We start from the raw sequence: 22581 nt of genomic DNA, 5'->3' as shown, positions 1-22581 counted from the left end.
CGGGGAGACCCGCTGCCCATCGATGATCCAGGAGTGACCCACGTGAGCGATCCGACCGAGACCCTGCAGGACAGCGACAGCACCGACACCTCGACGGAGGACGTCGCCGGCGGTTCGCACGAGGGCGTCAGCACCGACGACAGCGCCTCCGACGACACCGGCTCCGAGGCAGGGCGCCTCTCCAAGGTGGAGCGCCTCGAGCAGGAGGGCGACATCGCCGCCGACTACCTCGAGGAGCTGCTCGACATCGCCGACCTCGACGGGGACCTCGACATGGACGTGGAGGGTGACCGCGCGGCAGTCTCCATCGTCGGTGCCGACCTCTCCCAGCTGGTCGGCCGCAACGGCGAGGTGCTGGACGCGCTCCAGGAGCTGACCCGGCTCGCCGTCTACCGCGAGACCGGTGAGCGCTCGCGACTCATGCTCGACATCTCCGGGCATCGCGCCGACCAGCGCGCTCGACTCGTGGAGCTCGCCGCCGAGAAGATCGCGGTCGTGAAGGAGACGGGTGAGCAGCTCTCGCTGTCGCCGATGACGTCGTTCGAGCGCAAGGTCGTCCACGATGCCGTGGCCGCCGCGGGTCTCACCTCCGAGTCCGAGGGCGCGGAGCCCAAGCGCTACGTCGTCATCCTGCCTGCCTGATCGGGTCCCCCATCAGGTCCGTGTTTCACGTGAAACGAGTCCCGTGACCGAACAGCACGACCGCGCACCCTCCCCGCCGGACGAGGCCGGGAGGGTGTTTGCGTCCGACCGCCTGCCGCTGGCCATCGCGTACGCCGACCTGCTGGCGACCGAGGGCGTGGTCCGAGGCCTGATCGGACCGCGGGAGGCTCCCCGTCTGTGGGACCGCCACCTGCTCAACTGCGCGGTCCTCGGTGACGTGGTGCCACAGGAAGCCAGCGTCTGCGACATCGGCTCCGGGGCCGGGCTGCCGGGCCTGGTGCTTGCGATCGCACGACCGGACCTCCGGGTGACGTTGGTGGAGCCCCTGCTGCGGCGGACGACCTTCCTGGAGGAGGTCGTGACGGCGCTCTCGCTCCCCCACGTGGACGTGGTGCGAGGCCGGGCCGATGCGCTGCACGGAGAACGCACGTTCGACGTGGTCACGTCGCGGGCAGTGGCGCCCCTGGAGCGGTTGCTGCAGTGGTCCATGCCCCTGGTCTCCCCCGACGGCGCCCTGGTGGCGATGAAGGGGTCGAACGTCGCGGACGAGATCGACGCGGCCCGTCCGGTGCTCAGCGAGTGGCGCTGCGCGGAGCCGGAGGTGCTGACCCTCGGTGACGGTGTCCTCGTCCACAGCACCCACGCGCTGAGAGTGGCCTGGGCCGACCCTGCGCAGGTAGGTTGGCCGCTTGCTCCGGCGAAGCGCAGCTCGCGACGTCGTCGCTCCCGCTGATCAGCGCGGGCCGGCGTGGTCCGTGGTGCGTCTTCCTGCGCCAGTGCTTCGCCACGATGTCCGTTCCCGCACATGCCCGTCCCTGCACCATGCCTGTCCTGAAATTCTGTCCGTCCTGAACACGCGTGCCCGCGTGAGACAGCGAAAGGCCTCCCTCGTGTCTGAGGACCACCCGACGCACGCCTCCCTCCCCCGGGACGACCGGGACAGCGTGTCCGGTGACACCACAGAGTTTTCCACCGGTGTCGACCGCCCTGCTGAGCGTGAGTATCCACAGACGAGCCCCGTTCATCCACAGGGTGAACCCTCGGCGGTTTCACGTGAAACAACCGGATCGTCGTCGGTTTCACGTGAAACACCGGCCCGGCCCTTCCAGGTGCGGACTGCCGCCGAGGTGGCCGAGGGCACCACGGGATTCCACGACGAGACCACTCCACTGGCGCGAGCGGCGGAGCACTCCGTCCTGGCACGCACGGGCGGACTGCACCGGGGGCGCGAGGTCCCGCGTCCCGATGAGACTCGCGTGTTCGTGGTGGCCAACCAGAAGGGCGGGGTCGGCAAGACGACGTCCACGGTCAATGTGGCCGCCGCGCTGGCCCAGCTCGGGCAGCGCGTGCTCGTGATCGACCTCGACCCGCAGGGCAATGCGTCGACGGCGCTGAGCATCGATCACCACCGGGGCGTGCCCTCGACGTACGACATGCTGGTGGAGGGTGAGCCGCTCGCCGACGTGATGACGCCGAGCGAGGACCTGCCCGGTCTGTGGGTGGTGCCCGCCACCATCGACCTGGCCGGCGCCGAGATCGAGCTCGTGAGCGTGGTCGCCCGCGAGAGCCGGCTGCAGAAGGCTCTCGCCGCGCACCCCTGGATCGGGACGGCCACGGAGGCGGGTGACGAGCGCTTCGACTACGTGCTGGTGGACTGTCCCCCGTCGCTCGGCCTGCTCACGCTGAATGCGTTGGTGGCCGGGCGGGAGATGTTCATCCCGATCCAGGCGGAGTACTACGCGCTGGAGGGTCTCGGCCAGCTCCTCGAGACGGTGGAGATGGTGCGCAAGCACCTCAACCCCGCGCTCGTCGTCTCCACGATCCTCCTGACCATGTACGACGCACGCACCCGGCTGGCGGCCGGTGTCGCCAGCGAGGTGCGCGAGCACTTCGGCACCGAGGTCCTCAAGACCGCGGTGCCGCGCTCGGTCCGTGTGTCGGAGGCGCCGTCGTACGGGCAGACCGTGATGACCTACGATCCGGCGTCGGCGGGTGCCCTCAGCTATCTGGAGGCGGCCCGCGAGATCGCCACCAAGGGAGCACCACGATGACGTCCACCCCCAAGCCGGTTCGCCGTGGCCTCGGCCGCGGCCTCGGGTCCCTGATCCCTACGGCTCCCCCCGAGGCAGCCCTGACGGAGGCGCCGGGGTCACCCACGCACAACGGTGTGGACGTGACGGCGAGCGAGGGGTCCGGTGCGGACACGACCACGTCGAACCAGACCTCGGCGCCCGTCTCCGCAGCGGGTGGGGAGGTGGCCGGCTCGTGGTTCGCCGAGCTCCCCATCGACCAGGTGCGTCCCAACGCGCGCCAGCCACGGCAGGTCTTCGAGGAGGAGGCCCTGGGCGAGCTGGTCCACTCGATCCGGGAGGTCGGTCTCCTCCAGCCGGTCGTCGTGCGCCGCACGGGCGAGGACTCCTACGAGCTGATCATGGGCGAGCGCCGGTGGCGCGCCTCGCAGGAGGCCGGCCTCACCGCCATCCCGGCGATCGTCCGGCACACCGACGACAACGACATGCTCCGGGACGCCCTCCTGGAGAACCTCCATCGCTCGCAGCTCAACCCCCTCGAGGAAGCGGCCGCCTACGGCCAGCTGCTCGAGGACTTCGGCTGCACCCACGACGAGCTCGCCCAGCGCATCGGCCGCTCGCGCCCCCAGATCAGCAACACGCTGCGGCTCCTCAAGCTCTCACCCGCGGTTCAGCGCCGCGTGGCGGCCGGCGTGCTGTCCGCCGGGCACGCCCGGGCCCTGCTCAGCGTCGAGGACGCCGACCTCCAGGACCGTCTGGCGGCCCGGGTCACGGCCGAGGGCATCAGCGTGCGCGGTCTGGAGGAGATCGTCTCCGTCGGCCCCGGTCGGACCGGGTCCCCGCGGACCCAGCGCTCCCGCCCGACCGCACCGGGCCTGGGCGACCTGGCCGAGCGTCTCTCGGACCGGTTCGAGACCCGGGTGAAGGTCGACCTGGGCAAGTCCAAGGGCAAGATCACCGTGGAGTTCGCCTCGCTCGACGACCTGCGGCGGATCGTGGAGGTCATGGACCCCCGCAACCGCACCGACCGTCCCATCTGAGGCCCGCCCGGCGACCGCTGGCGGCGCCCCGGGCGTCGTACGTCCGGCGTCGCGTGCCCGCCCCGACGACCCTCCGAGCGCGCATAGTTTGGGACGATCTGGTCGGAAAGGCGGCAGCAGAACCGACCAGATCATCCCAAACTATGCACGGGCGAGCCCCTGACCTGCAAGAACAGTATTTGTCGACAAAGCGATGTAGCAACAAGTAGAGGTATTGATGTGTCGATTGAGCGGCACGTCTCAGCCCGTCGCCGGCAACGCCCGGAGCGCCCGGACGAGCGCGAGGGAGCCCGGCATCCCGGTGAGCACCTCGGGGTTGCTGTCCAGGGTGCTCCGGAGCAGCCGGACCAGCGCCGATGCCTCTGCCCGGTCGCAGTCGCGCCCGGTGCTGCGGTCCTGCTGGAGCGTGTCGAGGAACAGCGACCGGGTCTCGGCGTCGACGTCGAGACCGAGGTCGACGGCGACCCGGGACCGCATCTCCTCGTAGGCGCGCAGGGCCGCGGTCCGGTCGCCGATGCCGACGAGCCCGCGCATCAGCTCGCGCAGGGCAGGCTCGGAGAAGGTAGCCCGCCGGGTGGCCTCGGTGGCGAGTCGTACGGCCGTCGCGTGGTCCCCGGCGGCGTTGGCCTCCCGGGCGGCCCGCGTGCAGGACGTGGCCAGGAGGTCGGCGAAGGACGTCCGCGCCTCCTCCGCCCAGCTCGCGTAGGGCTCGTCGGCCAGCAGGTCCCCCGGGATGCGGTCGAGGCCCTGCAGGACCGAGGCGGCGTCACCCTCGAGGAGGCGCCGTACGTCGTCGAGGTCCACCCGGACGTGCTCGGGGTCCAGCAGGTAGCCCCCGTGACTGGTGGCGATGGCGCTGTGCCGTCCCGCCGGCAGCCGCAGCTTGCGACGCAGCAGGCAGACGTAGCTCTCCAGCGTGGTGATGCACCCGCTGGGCGGCCGCTGTTCCCACAACCGGTCGGCCAGTGCCTCCTTGGGCACCGGGTGACCGTGCTCCAGCGCCAGCAGCTCGAGCAGCTGGCGCGGCTTGACGCCCCCCAGGTCGGCCGCCCCCAGCCTGACCGCCCCGTCCACCGACATCTGGCCCAGCAACGTGACCCCGATCATCAAGACCCCTCCGCTCCCCGTCCGGACTTCATCGTCAGGGAGGGCGAGGGTGCAGCATCAGCCCCTGCGAGGGGGTTGTCGGTCCCCCCAACGGCACTGACCCGGACGGACTCGTCTGACCCGATCGGACTCGTGCGCCGGGACGGAGCCGGTGGCGCAGCTCGAGTCGGCTCGAGGACGGGCTCAGGACAGGACCCACACCCGCCAGAGCACCGCCAGCACCGCGGCGCCCGCCATCACGGTGGTCACGATCCCGCGCAGACGTGGCGGGAGGAGCGCGGCCAGGGAGACGACGAGGACCAGCTCGGCGACCAGGCACAAGAGGTCGAGGACACCGACCGGCTCCACGCGTGAGCCCGGATAGGTCGGGATGCCGTTGCCGACCGCCCCGGGCACGGGTAGGTGCTCCATCTCGTGCGCAGCGTCGTGCGGCGGGACGAAGGGCAGGTCGACGGTGCGCGACGCGACGTACAGGCCCATGATCGCGAGGTGCGCGGAGATCACGCCGACGAGCACAGCGTCCGGGAGGCCGCGCCCGAGGGCGGCGGCCAGCACCAGCTGCGCCACCCCGACACCGAGGAAGAACGCGCTCATCGGGGCGGACACCGCCCAGTGCCCCGGCACGACGACGAGGTGGATCACCCCGGCCATGGCTGCCCCCATCGCCGCGGCGAGGACGAAGCCCTCGCCGGGGAGGGGCTCGTCGAGCGAGCCGCTCGACGACACGGACGGGATGGTGGTCGCCATGGCGCGTCAGAGGGGGGTCTCGGGCAGGTTGCGGGCCGGCACGGAGAACGGGTCGTCGGCGACGTTGGCACCATTCAGGACGACGAACTGCCCCATCATGTCGTGGTCCTCGTGCACGAGGTTGTGGCAGTGCATCATGTACTTCCCGAAGCCGCCGTCGAACTTGATCAGGAGCCTGATGGTCTCGTTCTCGCCGAGGAAGACGACGTCCTTGGCCCCCTGCTCCCAGGGCTGGGCCGGCTGGCCGTTGCGCGAGAGGATCTTGAAGTCCACCAGGTGCACGTGGATGGGGTGGTGCCAGCCGCCCGAGGGGTTGCGCAGCTCCCACGTCTCGACGTCGTTCTTGTTGGTGGTCGCCAGCGCCAGGGTGAAGTTGCTGCGTACGACGTCCTCCCACGTCCGGTTGTTGATGACCCACTCGCCGCCGTCGCGGCGGAAGACGAACTGGCGGGTGCGCATCGAGTCGGCCGCGGTCAGCGACATCGCCGGCTGATCGGGCTCGAGGACGGCGGGGACCTGGTTGTTGGCGGGGTCGAACGGGTCGCCCGTCACCTCGAAGGCCATCACCTTGTCGACGTTGGCGAAGTTGACGTTGTTCTTGGGCGAGCTGTTGCGCAGCGTGATCCGGGTCCCGGGCGCGTAGCGGGCGAAGTCGATGACCACCTCGTAGCGCTCGGCGGGGGCGTGACGGATGCTCGTGACGCTCCTCGGCGCGGCCATCAGGCCGGCGTCCGTCGCCACGACGGTCATGGGTCGACCGTCGGAGAGCGACCACCGGTAGGACCGGGAGACCGAGGCGTTGAGGATGCGGAAGCGGTACTTGCGGCGCTGCACCTTCATCAGCGGCCAGGGCCGCCCGTTGACGGCGATGACGTCGCCGTAGAAGCCGGAGTCCTCGTCGAGGTTGAAGAGCAGCGAGCCGTCGGCGTTGAACATCATGTCGGAGACGATGAGCGGGACGTCGTACTCCCCGCGCGGGAGGGGCAGGGCCTGCTCCACGGCGTCGGTCATGATGTACATCCCGGCCAGGCCCATGAAGACGTTCTGGGCCGTGTGGTGGACCCCGTGGTCGTGGTACCAGAGCGTCCGGGCGTGCTGCACGTTCGGGTAGACGTAGTCCTTCCACTGCCCGGGGTTGGAGATGTCGCTGGCGTAGCCGTCGTACTGCGGCAGCGACGCCGAGCCGTGGAGGTGCACCGAGGTCCAGGGGGTGTAGTCGAGGACCGGGTGCCGACTGGGCAGGTTGTTGACCTGTCGGACCACCGCCCGCCGCCCCTTGGTGACCCGGAACGTGGGTCCGGGGACGGAGCCGTTGTAGCCCCACACCATGGTCTGCAGGCCGGGGATGATCTCCTTCATGGCCGGCTCCATCGACACCCGGTAGTAGTCGGTGGTGTCGTCGTAGCGGAACGGCGTGATGGCCGGTGGTCTGGCGAACGGGACCGTGAACGGCAGCGGCAACGCACTCGTGGCGATCCGGTTGGCCAGGGTGGCCGGCCCCCCGAGCGCGCGTTCGAGCGGCAGGGCCACCGCCGCACCCCCCAGCAGTGACAGCTTGGCCATGTCTCGTCGTGTCAGGTCCACAACGACCTCCCTCTCGATCCACCCACGCTAGGAGGAGGCGCTTGGGAAAAGATGGGAGGTCGCCCGGACGCCCGTCGCTCAGTCGCGCAGTGCTTCGTCGAGCTCGGGCAGCCGGGCCGGTACGACGGCGCGCAGCCGGGCGCCGCCGTCCCCACCGGGGCGTTCGACGAGCTCGAGACTGCCGTGGACGTCGGTGAGGAAGTGCTCCAGCAGCCGCAGACCCACGTGGCCGTCCTCGCCCTCCGGACGCGCCGGGCCACGCCCGTTGTCGTCGATCGTCACGTCGACGAGAGCATCGCGGCGGGCGACCCGGACGGTCACCGCCGTCGCGTCCGCGTGCTTGGCGACGTTGTGGAGCCCCTCGCGGACGATGCGGTAGACGAGGGTGCCGGCCGCCTTGCCCACGCCCAGGTCGGGGTCCGTCGACAGGTCGACCCCCAGCCCGTGCTCCCGGTGCCGCTGGGCCAGGGCGTGCAACGCTGCGTCGAGGTCCGCGTCCTCCAGCCCCGACGGGGCGAGGTCGGTGAGCACGCCGCGCAGCGCGCGGACGCTGCGGATCAGCACCCCGGTCATCTGCTCGCCCATGGCCCGCGCCGCCGCGGAGCGCTGGTCGTCGGGCAGCGCCTCCAGCACCACGGGGAGGGCGTAGCCCATGGCCGACAGGTCCTGGATCACGTCGTCGTGCAGCGACTGGGCAAGGCGCTCGCGCTCTCCCTGCCACGACCGGAGGGAGCGGCGCAGGATGTCGCGACGACCTGCGTTGGCGCGGTCGATGCGACGCGCCAGGGTGAGGGAGAGGGGAACGATGGCGGCGACGAGCACGAGCAGGGACCCCAGGGTGAGGGGCAGCAGCTCCCGCATGAGGACCCGCGCGTCGGCCTGGATCTTGCCGCGGGGCGTGTAGGCCTCGAAGACGAAGGGGGTGCCGTCCGCGTCGAGGACCCGGACGTAGACCTCGACCAGGTCGTCGGTGCCGGTGCCCACGTGCTGGAGGGGCTCGGGCCCCCGGTCGACGGCGTCGCCCTCCACCGCCTCGACGGCTGTCAGGGCGACGGGCAGTCCGTCGTCGTGGTCGATCTCCTCGGGGCTGTCGCCCCAGATGGGGGTGCCGTCGACGTCCCAGACGACCATGTGGGAGACCGTGCCGTCGCGCATCCGGTTGCTCAGGGCGTCGTCCAGGGCGCGCATGGCCTCCGGGTTGCCCTCCCGGACCTCGGTGTTGACGAGCGGGGCGGCGATCCCCCGCGCGATGCCGATGGTCCGGTTGCGGGCGTCCCGCACGGCCTCGTCCCGGGCGATGTGCAGGCTCATGTAGACCGTCACGGAGGCCACGCCGGCGAGCGCGAGGAAGGTGAGGACGGCGAACCGGGTGATCGCCACCTGTACGACGGACCGTTCGGCACGCTCACGTCGGCGGCCTGTGGACCTCACGGGTCCGTCACGAGTCCCCGTCTCCGAGCGTTGGCAACCGCCTCGAGCTGGGTGTGGGCGTCCAGCTTGCACAGGAGGGACTTGATGTAGCCGCGGCAGGTGTTCTTCGAGATCCCCAGCTGGTCGGCGATGTCCTGGGCGCGGAGCCCGAGGGCCAGCATGGCGAGGACGTCGTGCTCACGCGCACTGAGCGGGTCGACCTGGGCCGGCGCGGCCTCGTGGAGCATCCCCGGGTGCACCAGCAGCGCTCCGGGTCCGATGGTCTGGAGTGCGTGGAGCAGGTCGGGGAGCGAGCCGTCCTTGGGCAGCAGTGCGCGCGCCCCGGCAGCGGCCGCGCGGTGCAGGAGGTCGGCGTCGGCGTGCCCGGTGAGCAGGACGACGTGGACGTCGGGGAAGCGGGCCGTGACGGCGGCCGTCGCCTGGATCCCGTCGTACGGCGAGCCGGGGAACTCGTAGTCCATGACCACCAGGTCCGGATGGTGCTCGCCGATGACCTCGAGGCCGTCCTCGGGGGTGTAGGCGACGCCGACGCAGGACAGGGACCTGGCGCTGCCCAGGGCGAACTGGAGGAGCTCCACGAAGGTGCGGTGGTCGTCCACCAGGACGACGCGGCGCGCCCGGGTCGTGTCCGCCTGTTCGTCGGCCGGCTCGACCGCGAGAGGCGACGGCTGCATGTAGATCGTCATCAGGACCCTTCCCCAGGACCGACAGGTGTCGAGAAGGCTAGGAGTCAGGTGCGTCATCAGGTGCTCCCGAGGGTCGGATTTCCCCAGCAGAGGGGACAGGACGGGACAAAGAGGGCACCGGAGGCAAGGGGGTCGGGTCCCTCGCCTCCGGTGCCCTGGTCGTGTCGCCGGCTACCTCCCTGCGACCAGGTTGGACCTGGCCGATCTCGGACTGGTGCCGACCGCGTTGATGGCGACCACCTGGAACCGGTAGTTACCGGTCTGCGGCAGGGTCATCAAGAACGAGCGGGCGGTCGAGGGGAGGACTGCCGACTGGGTCGTCTGCAGCACTGCCCCGGCGGCGCTCATCCTGAGTGCGAACACGCGGTACCCGGTGATGGGTGAACCACCGGTGTTGGCCGGCGCCGCCCAGTTGGCCGTCGCGTTGATGGGCGCTCCGGCCGCTGCTCCGGCCACGGCGGTGCCGATGGTCGGTGCCCCCGGCGCCGTCGCCGGTGCCGGACCCGTCGGGGTGACCGTGTTGCTGGCCGCCGACAGGGCTCCCACTCCGATCGCGTTGACCGCCCGCACCCGGAAGTTGTACGCGGTGCCGTTGGTCAGGGCGGTGACGACCGTGCTGGTCGCCGTGGGGGCGATGTTGGTCACCGTCCGGATCACGTTCGTCCCGACCCGCACCTGCACGCGGTACGACGTGATGGCCGACCCGCCGTTGTTCGCAGGGGCGGTCCAGTTGACCGTGGCCGACGCGTTGCCCGCGACCGCCGTTCCGATGGTCGGCGCCCCCGGGGCCGTGAGGACCACCGGAGCCGTCGGTGTCACCGAGTTGGACGCCCCCGACGGGGCGCTCGTGCCGATCGCGTTCACCGCGAGCACCCGGAAGGTGTAGGCGGTGCCGTTGGTCAGCGTGGTGACGACGGTGCTGGTGGCGGTCGGGGCGATGCCCTGGACCGTCCTCTGCACCGCGCCGCCGACCAGGACCTGCACCTGGTAGCTGGTGATCGCCGACCCGCCGTTGCTGGCGGGAGCGGTCCACCTGACGGTGGCTGACGCGTTGCCGGCCGTGGCGTTGCCGATCGTCGGCGCTTCCGGGGCCGTGACGGCCGTCGGGGTCACCGGCGCCGAGGCCACCGAGGTGGCGCCGGCACCGACCGCGTTCACGGCGATCACCCGGAAGGTGACCGGCGTGCCGTTGGTCAGCCCTGTGACGACGGTGCTGGTGGCGGTCGGGGCGATGCCCTGGACCGTCCTCTGCACCACGCCGCCGGTCAGGACCTCGACCCGGAACTCGGTGATGGGCGAGCCGCCGTCGTCCGCCGGAGCGGTGAAGCTGACGGTGGCCTGGGCGTTGCCCGCGACGGCCGTGACGTTCGTGACCGCGCCCGGTGCGGTGGCCACGGGGTCACCGGCGAACTGCATGGCCTCGATGCCCCGCAGGGTGTCGGTGCCGTCCAGCCCGGTGCCGCCGGTGTGGGCCACCGTGGTGGTCCCGTCGGCGTTCTCGGTGATCGTGTACTCGGTCCTGGCCCCGGTGAACAGCGCGGTGTCGACCGCGGTGCCCGCCGGTGTCGTCTCGATGGTCCGCACGATCCGGAGCGATCCCGGGTCGATGCGACCGGCGAAGACGTCGGCCTGGAGGGCCGCCAGGCTGTCGACCAGGATCGTGTCGGCAGTGTCGGCCGTCGCGAGGTTGGGAGCCTCGACCCGGACGTTGAGCCACTTGTCGCCGTCGATGACGTCGTCACCGCCACGACCCTCGATCAGGTCGGACCCCGCGCCACCCAGGATGATGTTGCCTCCCTGGAAGGACGTCACGCCGGTCCCGAGCACGTCCTGCAGCCCGGCGATGCGGGCGATGCCCGCCGCGTTGAGCTCGTGGTCGGTCCCGAGGTCGGCCGCGGCCCGGTCGTCACCGCGCAGGGTGTCGTCGAAGGTCCATCCCGACAACGCCTCCACCAGGTCGAACCGGTCCTTGTTGGTCTCCACCGACGGCGGCAGGGCCCCGATGATCTCCATGTCGGAGTCACCCGCGAACGGGTCGCTCTTGTGGGTCGCCCAGTCGAAGCCGAGCATCCCCTCCGAGCGCTGGATGCCGTTGCCGAGCAGCATGATGTCGTCGCCGCCCTCGCTGTCGTAGTCGGTCTCGCCGCCGTAGCCCATCAGGACGTCGTGACCGGGCTCGTTCGGGTCGTCCTGGAAGGGAGCACCGTTGTCGCCCTGCAGCAGGTTGAACGGGCCACGACCACCCTCCATCCAGTCGTCACCGTCGTCGCCGAAGACCGTGTCCTCGCCGTCACCGGCCATGACGTAGTCGTCACCGGGACCGGCGAACGACTCGGTCATGTCGTTGCCGCCGACGATGAAGTCGTTGCCACGACCGCCCTGGTTGAGGTCGGCACCGAAGCCCTGGCCCGAGGACAGTGCGTCGTCGCCGTCGCCACCCTTGAGGGTGTCGTCTCCGGCCAGGTCGTTGAGGATGTCGTCGCCGAGCCCACCGATCAGGTTGTCGACACCGTCACCCCCCTGCATCCAGTCGTTGCCACCGTTGCCGCGGATGGTGTCGTCACCCTCGCTCGACCAGACCCGGTCGTTGGCGGCAGCACACGGCTCCGTCTCCGGCGGGCAGTCCCTGCCGTTGAAGACCACGTGCGCGGGTCCGGCGTACCGGAGCGTGCCGTTGGCCATCCTGGTGAGCTCCGTGGCCTCGTTCCAGTCCTCGGTGAGGACGTCGTCGGGGACGGGACCCGTCGTGCCGAGGTTGGCGACCTCGAAGACGAAGTCCGGCCGGGAGAACACGTCCGCCGGCAGTGCGGTGACGTCCGTGTTGCGCATGATCAGCTCGGCGAACGAGTTGCCCTCGAGCTGGGTCAGCAGGTTGAGGCCCGCGGTGCGGGACAGGTAGTAGAACCGGTCGCCGTCCTGGAGGTCCTCCATCTGCTTCTCGAACACGTAGTTGAACGTCGGACCGAGGAGACCGCCGAAGACCATCGGCTTCTCGGCCAGTCCACCCATCCACAGGTCGATGTCCTCGAGGCCGGTGGACTGGGTCGCCCAGGTGCCGGTGCTGTTGATGAAGTCCGCGGCGTCGTCGGGCGTGTTGTCGGGGTTGTTCGTCTCGTCGGCCGCGATCAGGATCTGCGCCGCGGCGCGGCGCTCGGCGTTGGTGCCCGTGATCGACGGGTGCCGGCCGTAGGCCGCGATGAAGTTGACGAACGACTCACGCCGCCTGAGACCGAACATGAAGTCGGCCCAGCTCTCGTACGGCGCGACCGCGCTGTTGTTGGACGCGGCGTAGAAGTTGCGCCGTGCCTCGTTGAGCGTCGGGACTCCTTGCTCCCGTGCTCGCGCCATGTTGATCGACGCGAGGTCCAGGGGCAGTCCGAGCAGGCTGTTGCGCAGGGCGCCGGTCACGAACTCGTCGATCTCGTTGCCCACCTGTCGCGCGCTGCCGCGGAAGACGGCTCCAGCGGCCTGGTCCGGACTCAGGGCGTTGTCGGCCCCTCGGAAGGCTGGCGGATTCAGGAACGCCTGGAGCAGTGGCATGCTGGTGTTCGCCCCGCTCGCGCTGCGGCGGGCCACCGTCTCGTTGAGCATCGAGTGGCCGAACCGGTAGACGGCGTGGGCGAACTCGGCACGGATGGACGGGTTGACCGCCGCGTTGTAGCCCGTGCCGCCCTCACCGAAGGCGTTGACCATCGGCTGCACCTTGCGCGCGAACTCCTCGAACGCGAGGTGCTGGTACTCCATCTCGGTGACGAACTTGGCGGCCTGGAAGAGCCGGTCGCCGTCCCAGACTCCCGGGCTGACCTGCCACTCGGCGATGTTGGCCGCCGTCTCGGTCGTGGTGATGACGTTCTTGATGTCCTCCACGAGGCGGTTGTGCTCCGAGTGGAAGACGTGGTGGATCGACGTCAGGCCGATGTTCTCGTTGACCCGGCCGTCACCCGCGACGAAGTGGGCGTCGAGCATCTCGTCGTCGTACGTCGTGGCGTCCGCGAGCGGTCCGGGGCCGTTGACCACCGTGTCGGTGTCCGGGGTCTTCGTGCCCGAGGGCACTGCGTTGTGCGCGATGTCGTCCAGGAACGCGTGTCCGGTGCGGAGCGTGCCTGCGGGCAGCGGGAGCCCGAGGCCACCGTCGGCAGTCGGGTCGCCCTCGACGAGGCCGTCGGCTGTGACGATCTGCGGGTAGCCGTTGGCACCCCGGGTGAAGTTGCCGTAGGGGTCGGTGGCCAGCAAGGGCACGTTGAGCACGTCGCTGTCGGCGAGCTGGATGCCCAGCATCGCCGCGGCCTGCGCCTTGACGGTGCCCCAGGTGGCCATGCCCTCCGGGGTGGTGGGGGTCGCGCCGGGACCCTCGAGGAGCCCGCCGGTCTCGACCGGGTCACCGGCCGCGTTGAGCTCGAAGTGGCGCAGGAACACCTGGTGGGCCGGGTGCGACGTGTAGGTCTGGTTCTGGTCGACGAACGCGGTGGTGGTGTTGGCCGCCTCCTGGATGTCGTCCTCCGTGCCCATCAGTCCGTCGGGCCCGGGCCGGTTGGTGGCGCGGGTGAGGACCATGAAGTTGGTCGGGCTCCCCTGGACGAACAGCGGGTCACCGGGCTGCAGCGGCATGAAGACCGTGCCGCCGCCCTTGGTCACCAGGTCGAGGCCGTGGTCGAAGAACTGGCCGAAGAGGGTGAAGACCGAGTTGTACGGCGCCGAGAGGCCGACGTCGGGAGCGACGTTGGGGATCTGGAGCGTGCCCGACTCGATCACGGGGTTGGGGCCTGCCGCCTCGACGGCGGCCGGGTTGTCGGCGCTCTGGTCGACGATCAGGTTGCTGATCCGGCGGGGCTGGGAGTCCTGCACCGTGCCGGACTTCGAGGCGTAGGACGTGCCACCCTCGGCTGCGCGGAAGGAGGCCGGCGCGTGCCGCGGGAACTCGGTGTCGGCGGCGCCCCACTTCTCCCGGCCGGCGAAGAGGTTGTTGCACGTGCCGTCGATGGTGCGCAGGCCCCAAGGGAGCTCACGACCGTTGCCCGTCGCGGGGACCTGGAACTCCCCCGAGCCGACGAGCGTCCCGCACGGGTTCGCCTGCGAGCGCGTGCGGGCGTGCTCCTCCGAGATCTTGATCTGGCGCAGGATGAAGCGGATGTCCGACCGGTTGAGGTTGAACCCCTGGCCGACGGCCGCGTTGGCGCTCGTCGACATGGTCGCTACGAGGGTTCCCTGCAGCATCCCCATCCCGAGGAGGAGGGCCAGGAACACCGAGAACCTGCGTCTTGTGTCTCGCCGTGGCCTGATTCTGGGACCCGACGCTGGATTCGTGCTGCTCTTCTTCTCGATGCTCACGATGTACCCCTCCCTGGGTTGGCCACGGGTCGGTCAACCCGCGGTCAGGTGGGGTCAGCATCGGGCGGGCCGCCTTGGGAAAAGGTGGGGCGCAAGCCTCGACAGGGGGCGGGGTCTAGCCGCCCTTCGCGGCGGCCCGCTTGGCGGCCCGCTTGCGCGCGCGCTCGCGCAGCTCCTCGGCGTCGAGCAGCTTGGCCTCCGCCAGCGTGGGGGCCGAGCCGCCGTGCCGCTGCGGCAGCCACCACGAGCCGGGCGGCTGCTCCTCGGCCGGGTAGGCGGCGATGGTCTGGTCCAGCAGCGCGCTCATCCGGGACTTGAGCTCAGCGGTCTCGGCGGCGGCGTTCTCCCCGGTGGGGTGCATCGGCTCACCGACGGTGAGGGCGATGGTCTTGCCGCGGCGGAAGTCGCGCGGGTGGTCCTTGGTCATCATCCGCTGGGTGCCCCACAGGATCACCGGGACGAGGGGGACGCCGGCCTCGGCCGCGATGCGGACCGCCCCGGTCTTGATGTCCTTGATCTCCATGGCCCGCGAGATGGTCGCCTCGGGGAAGATCCCGACGGCCTCCCCGGACTTGAGGTAGTCCAGCGCCACGTCGAGCGACTTCTCGCCCGAGGCGCGGTCGACCTCGATGTGGTGCAGGGAGCGCATCAGCGGACCGACGGCCGGGTGGTCGAAGAGCTCGCGCTTGGCCATGAAGCGCACCAGCCGCTTGGACGGGTGCGCCGCCAGGCCGCCGTAGACGAAGTCGACGTACCCGATGTGGTTGTAGGCGAGCAGCACGCCCCCGGTGCGCGGCACGTGCTCGGTGCCGGTCATCTGGATCCGCTGGCCGAGCAGCTTGAAGCCGGCGAGGGCCGTGTAGATGATCGGGGGGTAGGTGAGGTCTCGCATGCGGTGAGCCTAGGGGCTCCCGTCGAGGGTCGTACGCCGCGCGCGGCGCGGGTGGGACGGGGCGTCGGACGCGCGGGCTCAGCGGCGGGTGGCGAGGAAGTCGCCGATCCGGCCGATGGCCTCCTCCAGCACGGCGGCCTCGGGCAGCGTCACGAGCCGGAAGTGGTCGGGCTCGAACCAGTTGAAGCCGGTCCCGTGGGTGACCAGGATCTTCTTGGCCCGCAGCAGGTCGATGACGAACTCCTGGTCGTCGTCGATCGGGTAGACCTCGGGGTCGAGGCGCGGGAAGCAGTAGAGCGCGCCCTTCGGGGTCACGTTGGAGACGCCCGGGATGTCGTTGAGCAGCCGGTCGGCGAGCATCGACTGCTCGTAGTAGCGGCCGCCGGGACCGACGAGCTCCTCCACCGACTGGTAGCCGCCCAGCGCCGTCTGGATGGCGTGCTGCGCGGGCACGTTGGCGCACATGCGCATGTTGGCGATCAGGGTGAGGCCCTCGAGGAAGTCGGTGGCGATCTCCTTGGGGCCGGAGATCATCACCCAGCCGGCGCGGTAGCCGCACACGCGGTAGGCCTTGGACAGCCCGCTGAAGGTCAGGCAGAGCACGTCGTGGCCGGCGTACGTCGCGGCGTGGTGGTGCTGGGCGTCCTCGAAGATGATCTTCTCGTAGATCTCGTCGGAGAGGATGACGAGCTCGTGGCGCCGCGCGATGTCGACGAGCCCCTTGACCGTCTCCTCGCTGTAGACCGCGCCCGTGGGGTTGTTGGGGTTGATGATCACCAGTGCGTGCGTGTTGTCGGTGATCTTGGCCTCGATGTCGGCGAGGTCGGGGTTCCAGCCGTCCGCCTCGTCGCAGCGGTAGTGCACTGCCGTGCCACCGGACAGGGTCACCGCACCGGTCCACAGGGGGTAGTCCGGGGCCGGGACCAGGACCTCGTTGCCGTCGTCGAGAAAGGCCTGGAGCACCATCGAGATGAGCTCGGAGACGCCGTTGCCGATGAAGACGTCCTCGACGCCGACCTCGCGGAGACCGCGGGACTGGTAGTAGTTCATCACCGCGGTGCGGGCGGAGTAGATCCCCTGGGAGTCGCTGTAGCCCTGCGACTTCGGCAGGTGGTGGACCATGTCCGCGACGATCGCCTCGGGCGCCTCGAAGCCGAAGGGTGCGGTGTTGCCGATGTTGAGCTTGAGGATCCGGTGGCCCTCCGCCTCGAGGCGTTGTGCCTCGAGCAGGATCGGCCCCCGGACGTCGTAGCGGACTCCACGCAGCTTCTGGCTCTGGACGATGGGGCGCACGGGACCATCCTCGCAGGCCGCGGGGCGGCCTAGCATGGGGATTGCGTGCGTGGACGACGCCGGGTCGTCGCCCGCGGCGCCGCGGACGCAGGAGGTCCCCATGACACGTCGTACCGTCCCGATCACGGTCGACCACCTGGCCGAGCTGGGCGAGCCCTGCCGGTCCTGCCTGTTCTGGGAGCTCGACGCGGTCAACCGCGGCCGCCTCGACCTCGACGAGCGCGTCGCGGAGAAGCAGCAGTGGCTGTCCACGGTGCTGCGCGAGTGGGGGTCGTGCGGCCGGGTGGTGCTCGTCGACGGCCGGGTCGCGGGGCACGCGATCTACGTCCCGGCGGCCTTCGTGCCCGGCCAGGCCGCCCTGCCGACGGCCCCGGTCTCGGCGGACGCCGTCGTGCTGACCACCGTGCAGGTCCAACCGTGGGCGCGGGGCGGCGGCCTCGGCCGGTTGCTGGTGCAGGGCATGGCCCGGGACCTGGTGACCCGCGGCCAGGTGGCCGTGGAGGCCTTCGGGGACACCCGCGGCCGGGCGGTCGGCTGCGTGATGCCGGCGGAGTTCCTCGGGCGGGTGGGCTTCCGGACCCAGCGCGCCCACGTGACCACCCCGCGGATGCGGATGGAGCTCCGCTCGGCGATCAGCTGGAAGGACGAGGTCGAGGCCGCGCTGGAGAAGCTGTGGGGCGTGGTGCGCCCGGCCCCCGCCCGCGCGCCGCAGCAGCCGCGGACCCTGCCGACGCGGCGTACGCACGACGCCCCGGGCGCTCCGTGAGGAGCGCGCCGGGGCGCGGTGTGGAGAACTCGACTCAGATGAAGTCGGCGAGCTCCTTGAGGAGCGCGGCCTTGGGCTTGGCGCCCACGATCGACTTGACGACCTCGCCGTCCTTGTAGACGTTGATGGTCGGGATGCCGGTGACGCGGTAGGACGAGGGGGTCACCGGGTTCTCGTCGACGTTCATCTTGAGGAAGGTGACCTTGTCACCGTGCTCGGAGTTGATCTCGTCGAGGATCGGGGCGACCTGGCGGCACGGGCCACACCACTCGGCCCAGAAGTCCACGAGGACGGGCTTGTCGGACTTGAGGACCTGCGCCTCGAACTCGGCGTCGGTCACGGCGGCGATGTTGGCCACTGCTCCACCTTTCTGTGGGGGTCTCGGGTTGTGATCGGTCAACACCGTGCCGGGGACATCTGTTCCCCGGACGGCTGGGGTCAGAGACCGGCGGTCTGCACGACCTCGGTGATGATCTCGTCGGTCTCTGCCGGAGTGGCGTCGACGAGCGCGGCGTGGTCGAGGGCGGCGACGTAGCGCTCGGCGTCGAGGGCTGCGGCGCACCCGGTGCCGGCGGCGGTGATGGCCTGGCGGTACTGGTGGTCGACGAGGTCGCCGGCGGCGAAGACACCCTGGACGTTGGTGGCCGTCGACGGGTGGTCGACGAGCACGTAGCCCTCGTCGTCGAGGTCGACCTGGCCGGCGAGCAGCTCGGAGCGCGGATCGTGGCCGATGGCGATGAAGAGCCCGGTCACGTCGAGCTGGCGCTCCTCACCGGTGACGGTGTCGCGCAGCACGACCGACTCGAGCTTGTCGGCGCCGTTGATCGCGGCGACCTCGGAGTTCCACACCATCTCCAGCTTGGGGTCGGCGAAGGCGCGCTCCTGCATGATCTTGGAGGCGCGCAGCTCGTCGCGGCGGTGGATCAGGTAGACCTTCGAGGCGAAGCGGGTGAGGAAGGTGGCCTCCTCGATGGCGGAGTCGCCACCGCCGACGACCGCGATGGCCTGCTCGCGGAAGAAGAAGCCGTCGCACGTGGCGCACCAGGAGACGCCGCGACCGGAGAGCTCCTCCTCGCGGGGCAGGCCGAGCTTGCGGTAGCCCGAGCCCGTCGCCAGCACCACCGAGCGAGCGGTGTAGGTGTCCGTGGCGGTCTTGACGACCTTGACGTCACCGGTGAGGTCGACCTCGACGACGTCGTCGGAGATGAGCTCGGCACCGAAGCGCTCGGCCTGGGCCCGCATCTCGTCCATCAGGGCCGGGCCCATGATGCCGTCGCGGAAGCCGGGGAAGTTCTCGACCTCGGTGGTGTTCATCAGGGCGCCACCGGCGGTGACGGAGCCCTCGAAGACCAGCGGCTCGAGGGCCGCGCGGGCGGCGTACACCGCGGCGGTGTAGCCCGACGGGCCCGAGCCGATGATGATCACGTTGCGGGTCTCGGTGCGCTCAGTCATGGAAGGTTCAGGGCTCCTGGAGGGATGCGGGGGGATTGCTGCCTACGTCGGTCCCAACCGATCGTAGGCGAGGGATGTTCCCCACGGTGGCGCACACCACGACGGGGGACCGGTGGGGCGCGAGGGGCTCAGGGGGCGCGCAGGGTGGTGCTGGCCACGACCTCGTCCGAGCCGCAGACGAAGACCTCCACGTCCTGGCGGTCCTCCTCGACGGGGCGCAGCACGACCACGGCGGGGAGCCCGTCCCACGTGGCGTCCACGCGGTCGCCGTCGCCGACGTCGAGGACGCAGCCGGGGCTGGCGTCGTACGCCGTGACGGCTCCCTGGCGCGCGAGCGGCCGGACCGCGGGGCGCAGGGCCTCGTCGCTGCGGAGCGCGAGAGGGGCGGCGAACGCCGAGCCGGCACGCTCGCTGCTGGCCGCACCGTCGCCCTCGGCCAGCTCGCTGGGCGCGGATCCGGCCGCGGCGTCGTCGCCCGCGTCGTCGCCCTGGCCGGGCCCGGCCTCGGCGACCGACCCACCGCTGTCCGCCGCCGAGCCGGAGGACGCAGAGTCCGACCCACCCGTGGAGTCGAGGACCTGGGGGAGGGCCACCCCGAGGGCCACGACGGCCGCGGCGGCGACCAGCCCGGCGGCGAGGGCGCGTCGGCGCCGGGAGGCCAGGGGTACGACGGGCGCGACCGGTGCGTCGACCGGCTCGCGGCGGTCGGCGGAAGGCTCAGCGGACGGCTTGGCGGTGCGCTCTGCGGTCAGGTCGGCCAGCACCGCGTCGAGCCGGGCGACGACGTGGTCGGGGACCGGGTCGGTGTGCCGCGCCTCGGCGAGGCGGGCGCGGACGGCCGCCTCCTCGGTGGGGGACAGGGCGGGGTCGTCGGCGGTCATCGTGCTCACCTCCTCGGGAGCTGGCGGGGTCGGGTCGGTCGGGGAACCAGGTGCGGGCGCACCTCAGCGGGCGCTGTCGGGAGGCCCGCGGGGTGCACCGGTGGATGGGACGTCGGCGCCGGACGGGGGGTTCCCCACGGGAGTGGCGGGTGAGGCGGGTCTCAGTGCGCCCAGCAACGGCGCGAGGCGGGCCCGGCCGCGCGAGCAGCGTGACTTGATGGTGCCCTCGGCGCACTCCAGGATCGCCGCGGCCTCGGCGACGGAGTAGCCCTCCATGTCGACGAGCACCAGCGCCGCCCGCTGGTCGACCGGCAGGGTGGCGAGCGCGTCCAGCACCGCCCGGCGACGCTCGCCGGCGAGGGCGCTGGCCTCGGGGTCGTCACCGGCGTCGGTGGACGCGACGAGCGCGCCGCGGTCGGCCCGCTCCTCGAGGTCGTCGGGCAGGGCGTCGGCGGCGCGGACCTTGGCGGCCCGGATCCGGTCCAGGCACGCGTTGACCACGACCCGGTGCAGCCACGTGGTGACGGCGGCCTCGCCGCGGAACGAGCCGGCCCGGCGGAAGGCCGCGATCATCCCGTCCTGGAGGCCGTCGGCGGCGTCCTCGGGGTTGCCCATGGTGCGCAGCGCGACCGCCCAGAGCCGGTCGCGGTGCCGGGCGAAGAGGACACCGAAGGCCTCGGCGTCGCCGGCCACGTGCGCGGCCAGCAGGTCGGGGTCCGACCGGTCGTCCGGGACGGTGGGGAGCGTCACCCGGCCACCACGACGTCGGCGATGGTGCCGCGGAAGGTGCCGTCGAGCTGTGGGAGCGCGGTCAGCCACACGGTGACGAAGCGCCCCGACACGGCCTCGTCGAGCTCGACGGTGAGGGTGCCGCTGCCGGTGGCGGTTCCGACCGGCGTGAGGTCGGCGACGCCCGAGGGCGTCTGCCCGGTGATGTAGACGGCGAGCGACGTCGGGCCGCCGAGGGTGGCGACGTCGACCTGCCGGACGCCGCGGGTGCGGCCGAGGTCGAGGACCAGGCCCACGCCGGTCTTGAGGCCGCCCGGGCCGAGCTGCTGGTTGTAGCTCGACGTGTTCCACGAGGTGGCGGTGTTGCCGTCGAGCGCCAGCGGGACGAGGTCGGAGTTCTCCACCTGCCCGTCCGTGCCCTGCGGGTCGAAGTCGCGACCCGTCACCTCGGGGAAGGGCGTCGGGGGTGCGGTGGTCACCGGCGTGCCGGGGGGCTCGGTGGTCGACTCGTCGCCGCCGCCACGACCGATCTGGTACGCCGCGAGCGCGGCCAGGGCGACGAGCAGGCACAGGCCGATCAGCAGGGCGAGACGGATCCAGCTGCGGCCCGGGACGTCGTCGTCGCCGGCCCCGGTGTCGTAGAGGGACGCGGCACCCGTCCCGGTGTGGGAGCCGGTCTGGTGACCGCCGGACGTGCCCTCCCACGGCCAGTAGCCGCTGGACGAGGCGGCGCTGAACCCCTCGCGGGGCCGCCTCGCCGGCTGGCCCTCGGGCGGCTCGGGGGCGAAGAGCGGCTTGGCGGGTCGCTCCTCGAAGGGCGGCGGTGGGGGCGGCCGGTCGCTGCGGGCCGCCACCCAGCCGATCTCGTCGCGCTCGTCGTCGAAGACCGGCATGCCGGCCTGGGTGGGCTGGTCCACGGGACCCGTGCGGGGCGGCCCCCCGGCGTCGCCGGCCGGCTCGTCGCGCACGTCCGCGTCGGTGTCCTCGTCGACGGGAACCGGTGCCACGACCCGGGTGGGCTCGGTGACGCTCGGCACCGCGCGGGTGGCGTCGGCGGGATCCGGCGCGTCCATCGCGTCCGGCGTCCGCCCGGCCGGGGCCCCCGGGCCGTGCTCCGACGCCGGGGGCGCCCAGGGCGGGATCGTGGCGTGGTCCTGGGTGGGCTCCCGCATGCCGGAGGCGTCGCCGACGTAGTCGCGCAGCATCTCGGCGATGACCGCGGCGGACACGCCGGCGTCGGCGGACCGGCCGGAGTTGATGACCTGGTCGCAGAGGGCGTCGAGGGCGCGGGGGATGCCGGCCCGGACCCGCCGTGGTCGCAGCACGGCGCCGTGGTCGGTGGGCGCGGCGGGGAGCTGCGAGGAGGAGACGCCCGCCCACTTGCCGGTGAGGGCGGCGTACAGCAGTGCGGCGGCGTCGACGAGGTCGGCCGACCGTCGACCGGGCGGCAGGCCGTGGAGGGCGGCGTCCACCCCGAAGCCGATGATGCGGACCTGTCCGTGGTGGTCGACGAGGACGTTCTCGGGGACCAGCCGCCCGTGCGCCAGCCCGGCGGCGTGGGCGAGGGCGAGGCTGTCGGCCACCTCGGAGACGATCCACGCGGCGCGGCGCGGCTCCAGCGGTCCGTCGTTGGCCAGCATGACGTCGAGCGAGGTTCCCTGGCCCCACTCGTTGACGACGAAGCACAGGTCGTCGAGCCGCTCGGCGTCCAGGACGCGCAGCAGGCGGGGGTCGAGGTGGGGGGCCACGTCGCGGGCCGCCTCCAGGAGTCCCTCCCCCCGCGGGTCGTCGCGGGGGATGAGGTGCACGGCGACGTGCCGGTGCAGGACGGAGTCGTGGGCGCGCCAGAAACGGCCGCCCTCGCTCTCGGCGAGCAGGTCGTCGAGGCGGTAGCGCGAGGCGAGGACCTCGCCGGCGTGGATCGAGTCAGGCATCGCTCACCTCGCTCCCGA

At 71.6% G+C, this 22581-nt stretch carries 18 protein-coding genes; 5 read left to right on the top strand and 13 right to left on the bottom strand.

Going from position 1 to position 22581, the window contains the following annotated elements:
• The first annotated feature begins 33 nt into the window (after positions 1–33).
• The 4 genes from ASG88_RS13675 to ASG88_RS13660 all read left to right on the top strand — a co-directional run bounded on the left by ASG88_RS13675 (position 34) and on the right by ASG88_RS13660 (position 3733).
• On the top strand, positions 34–642 hold the full coding sequence (locus ASG88_RS13675) for a R3H domain-containing nucleic acid-binding protein (RefSeq protein ID WP_200956450.1): 609 nt from the start codon (positions 34–36) through the stop codon (positions 640–642).
• 43 nt (positions 643–685) lie between these two features.
• Positions 686–1396 (top strand): 16S rRNA (guanine(527)-N(7))-methyltransferase RsmG, encoded by a 711-nt coding sequence (rsmG, locus tag ASG88_RS13670; protein WP_056887995.1) that lies wholly within the window; start codon positions 686–688, stop codon positions 1394–1396.
• 523 nt (positions 1397–1919) lie between these two features.
• Positions 1920–2714: a ParA family protein gene (locus ASG88_RS13665; RefSeq protein ID WP_321163828.1), complete on the top strand. Its 795-nt coding sequence runs from the start codon at positions 1920–1922 to the stop codon at positions 2712–2714.
• Positions 2711–3733, top strand: a complete 1023-nt coding sequence (locus tag ASG88_RS13660; protein WP_056887993.1) for a ParB/RepB/Spo0J family partition protein — start codon at positions 2711–2713, stop codon at positions 3731–3733. The genes ASG88_RS13665 and ASG88_RS13660 overlap by 4 nt, the downstream gene beginning before the upstream one ends.
• Positions 3734–3973: 240 nt before the next feature.
• Here ASG88_RS13660 and ASG88_RS13655 read toward each other — a convergent pair whose 3' ends face one another.
• From ASG88_RS13655 to ASG88_RS13620, 8 genes are all read right to left on the bottom strand, one after another.
• Complete coding sequence (locus tag ASG88_RS13655) at positions 3974–4840, bottom strand: AfsR/SARP family transcriptional regulator (protein WP_056887992.1); 867 nt, start codon at positions 4838–4840, stop codon at positions 3974–3976.
• 183 nt (positions 4841–5023) lie between these two features.
• Positions 5024–5566 (bottom strand): hypothetical protein, encoded by a 543-nt coding sequence (locus ASG88_RS13650; protein WP_157559733.1) that lies wholly within the window; start codon positions 5564–5566, stop codon positions 5024–5026.
• A gap of 27 nt (positions 5567–5593) precedes the next feature.
• Positions 5594–7150 carry a multicopper oxidase family protein gene (locus ASG88_RS13645; RefSeq protein ID WP_200956448.1) on the bottom strand — a complete coding sequence of 519 codons (1557 nt, stop codon included), beginning with the start codon at positions 7148–7150 and terminating at the stop codon, positions 5594–5596.
• Between the two features lie 99 nt (positions 7151–7249).
• Entirely contained in the window at positions 7250–8551 is a 1302-nt protein-coding gene (locus tag ASG88_RS13640; protein WP_056887989.1) for a sensor histidine kinase, read from the bottom strand.
• Between the two features lie 47 nt (positions 8552–8598).
• Complete coding sequence (locus tag ASG88_RS13635) at positions 8599–9288, bottom strand: response regulator transcription factor (RefSeq protein WP_162259849.1); 690 nt, start codon at positions 9286–9288, stop codon at positions 8599–8601.
• Positions 9289–9459: 171 nt separating this feature from the next.
• Positions 9460–14475, bottom strand: a complete 5016-nt coding sequence (locus ASG88_RS13630; protein WP_200956447.1) for a peroxidase family protein — start codon at positions 14473–14475, stop codon at positions 9460–9462.
• Between the two features lie 256 nt (positions 14476–14731).
• Positions 14732–15508, bottom strand: coding sequence for a lysophospholipid acyltransferase family protein (locus tag ASG88_RS13625; RefSeq protein ID WP_056887987.1), 777 nt, complete (start codon positions 15506–15508; stop codon positions 14732–14734).
• Positions 15509–15586: 78 nt separating this feature from the next.
• On the bottom strand, positions 15587–16801 hold the full coding sequence (locus tag ASG88_RS13620) for a pyridoxal phosphate-dependent aminotransferase (RefSeq protein WP_056888267.1): 1215 nt from the start codon (positions 16799–16801) through the stop codon (positions 15587–15589).
• A gap of 100 nt (positions 16802–16901) precedes the next feature.
• On the opposite strand from ASG88_RS13620, the gene ASG88_RS13615 reads away from it, so the two are divergent.
• On the top strand, positions 16902–17567 hold the full coding sequence (locus ASG88_RS13615; RefSeq protein ID WP_056888266.1) for a GNAT family N-acetyltransferase: 666 nt from the start codon (positions 16902–16904) through the stop codon (positions 17565–17567).
• 34 nt (positions 17568–17601) lie between these two features.
• Here ASG88_RS13615 and trxA read toward each other — a convergent pair whose 3' ends face one another.
• The 5 genes from trxA to ASG88_RS13590 all read right to left on the bottom strand — a co-directional run bounded on the left by trxA (position 17602) and on the right by ASG88_RS13590 (position 22563).
• On the bottom strand, positions 17602–17925 hold the full coding sequence (gene trxA, locus ASG88_RS13610) for a thioredoxin (RefSeq protein WP_056887986.1): 324 nt from the start codon (positions 17923–17925) through the stop codon (positions 17602–17604).
• A gap of 80 nt (positions 17926–18005) precedes the next feature.
• Positions 18006–19019, bottom strand: coding sequence for a thioredoxin-disulfide reductase (gene trxB, locus ASG88_RS13605; RefSeq protein WP_056887985.1), 1014 nt, complete (start codon positions 19017–19019; stop codon positions 18006–18008).
• Positions 19020–19147: 128 nt separating this feature from the next.
• Positions 19148–19900: a hypothetical protein gene (locus ASG88_RS13600; RefSeq protein ID WP_157559732.1), complete on the bottom strand. Its 753-nt coding sequence runs from the start codon at positions 19898–19900 to the stop codon at positions 19148–19150.
• 63 nt (positions 19901–19963) lie between these two features.
• Entirely contained in the window at positions 19964–20650 is a 687-nt protein-coding gene (gene sigM, locus ASG88_RS13595; RefSeq protein WP_056887983.1) for an RNA polymerase sigma factor SigM, read from the bottom strand.
• Positions 20647–22563 (bottom strand): protein kinase family protein, encoded by a 1917-nt coding sequence (locus tag ASG88_RS13590; protein WP_056887982.1) that lies wholly within the window; start codon positions 22561–22563, stop codon positions 20647–20649. Before ASG88_RS13590 ends, sigM begins: the two co-directional genes overlap by 4 nt.
• Between the last annotated feature and the right edge of the window lie 18 nt (positions 22564–22581).

This window comes from Nocardioides sp. Soil777, assembly GCF_001428425.1.
Classification (GTDB): Bacteria; Actinomycetota; Actinomycetes; order Propionibacteriales; family Nocardioidaceae; genus Nocardioides; species Nocardioides terrigena.
Note: the sequence above shows the minus strand (reverse complement) of the source record. Positions and strands in the feature narration are given on the sequence as shown.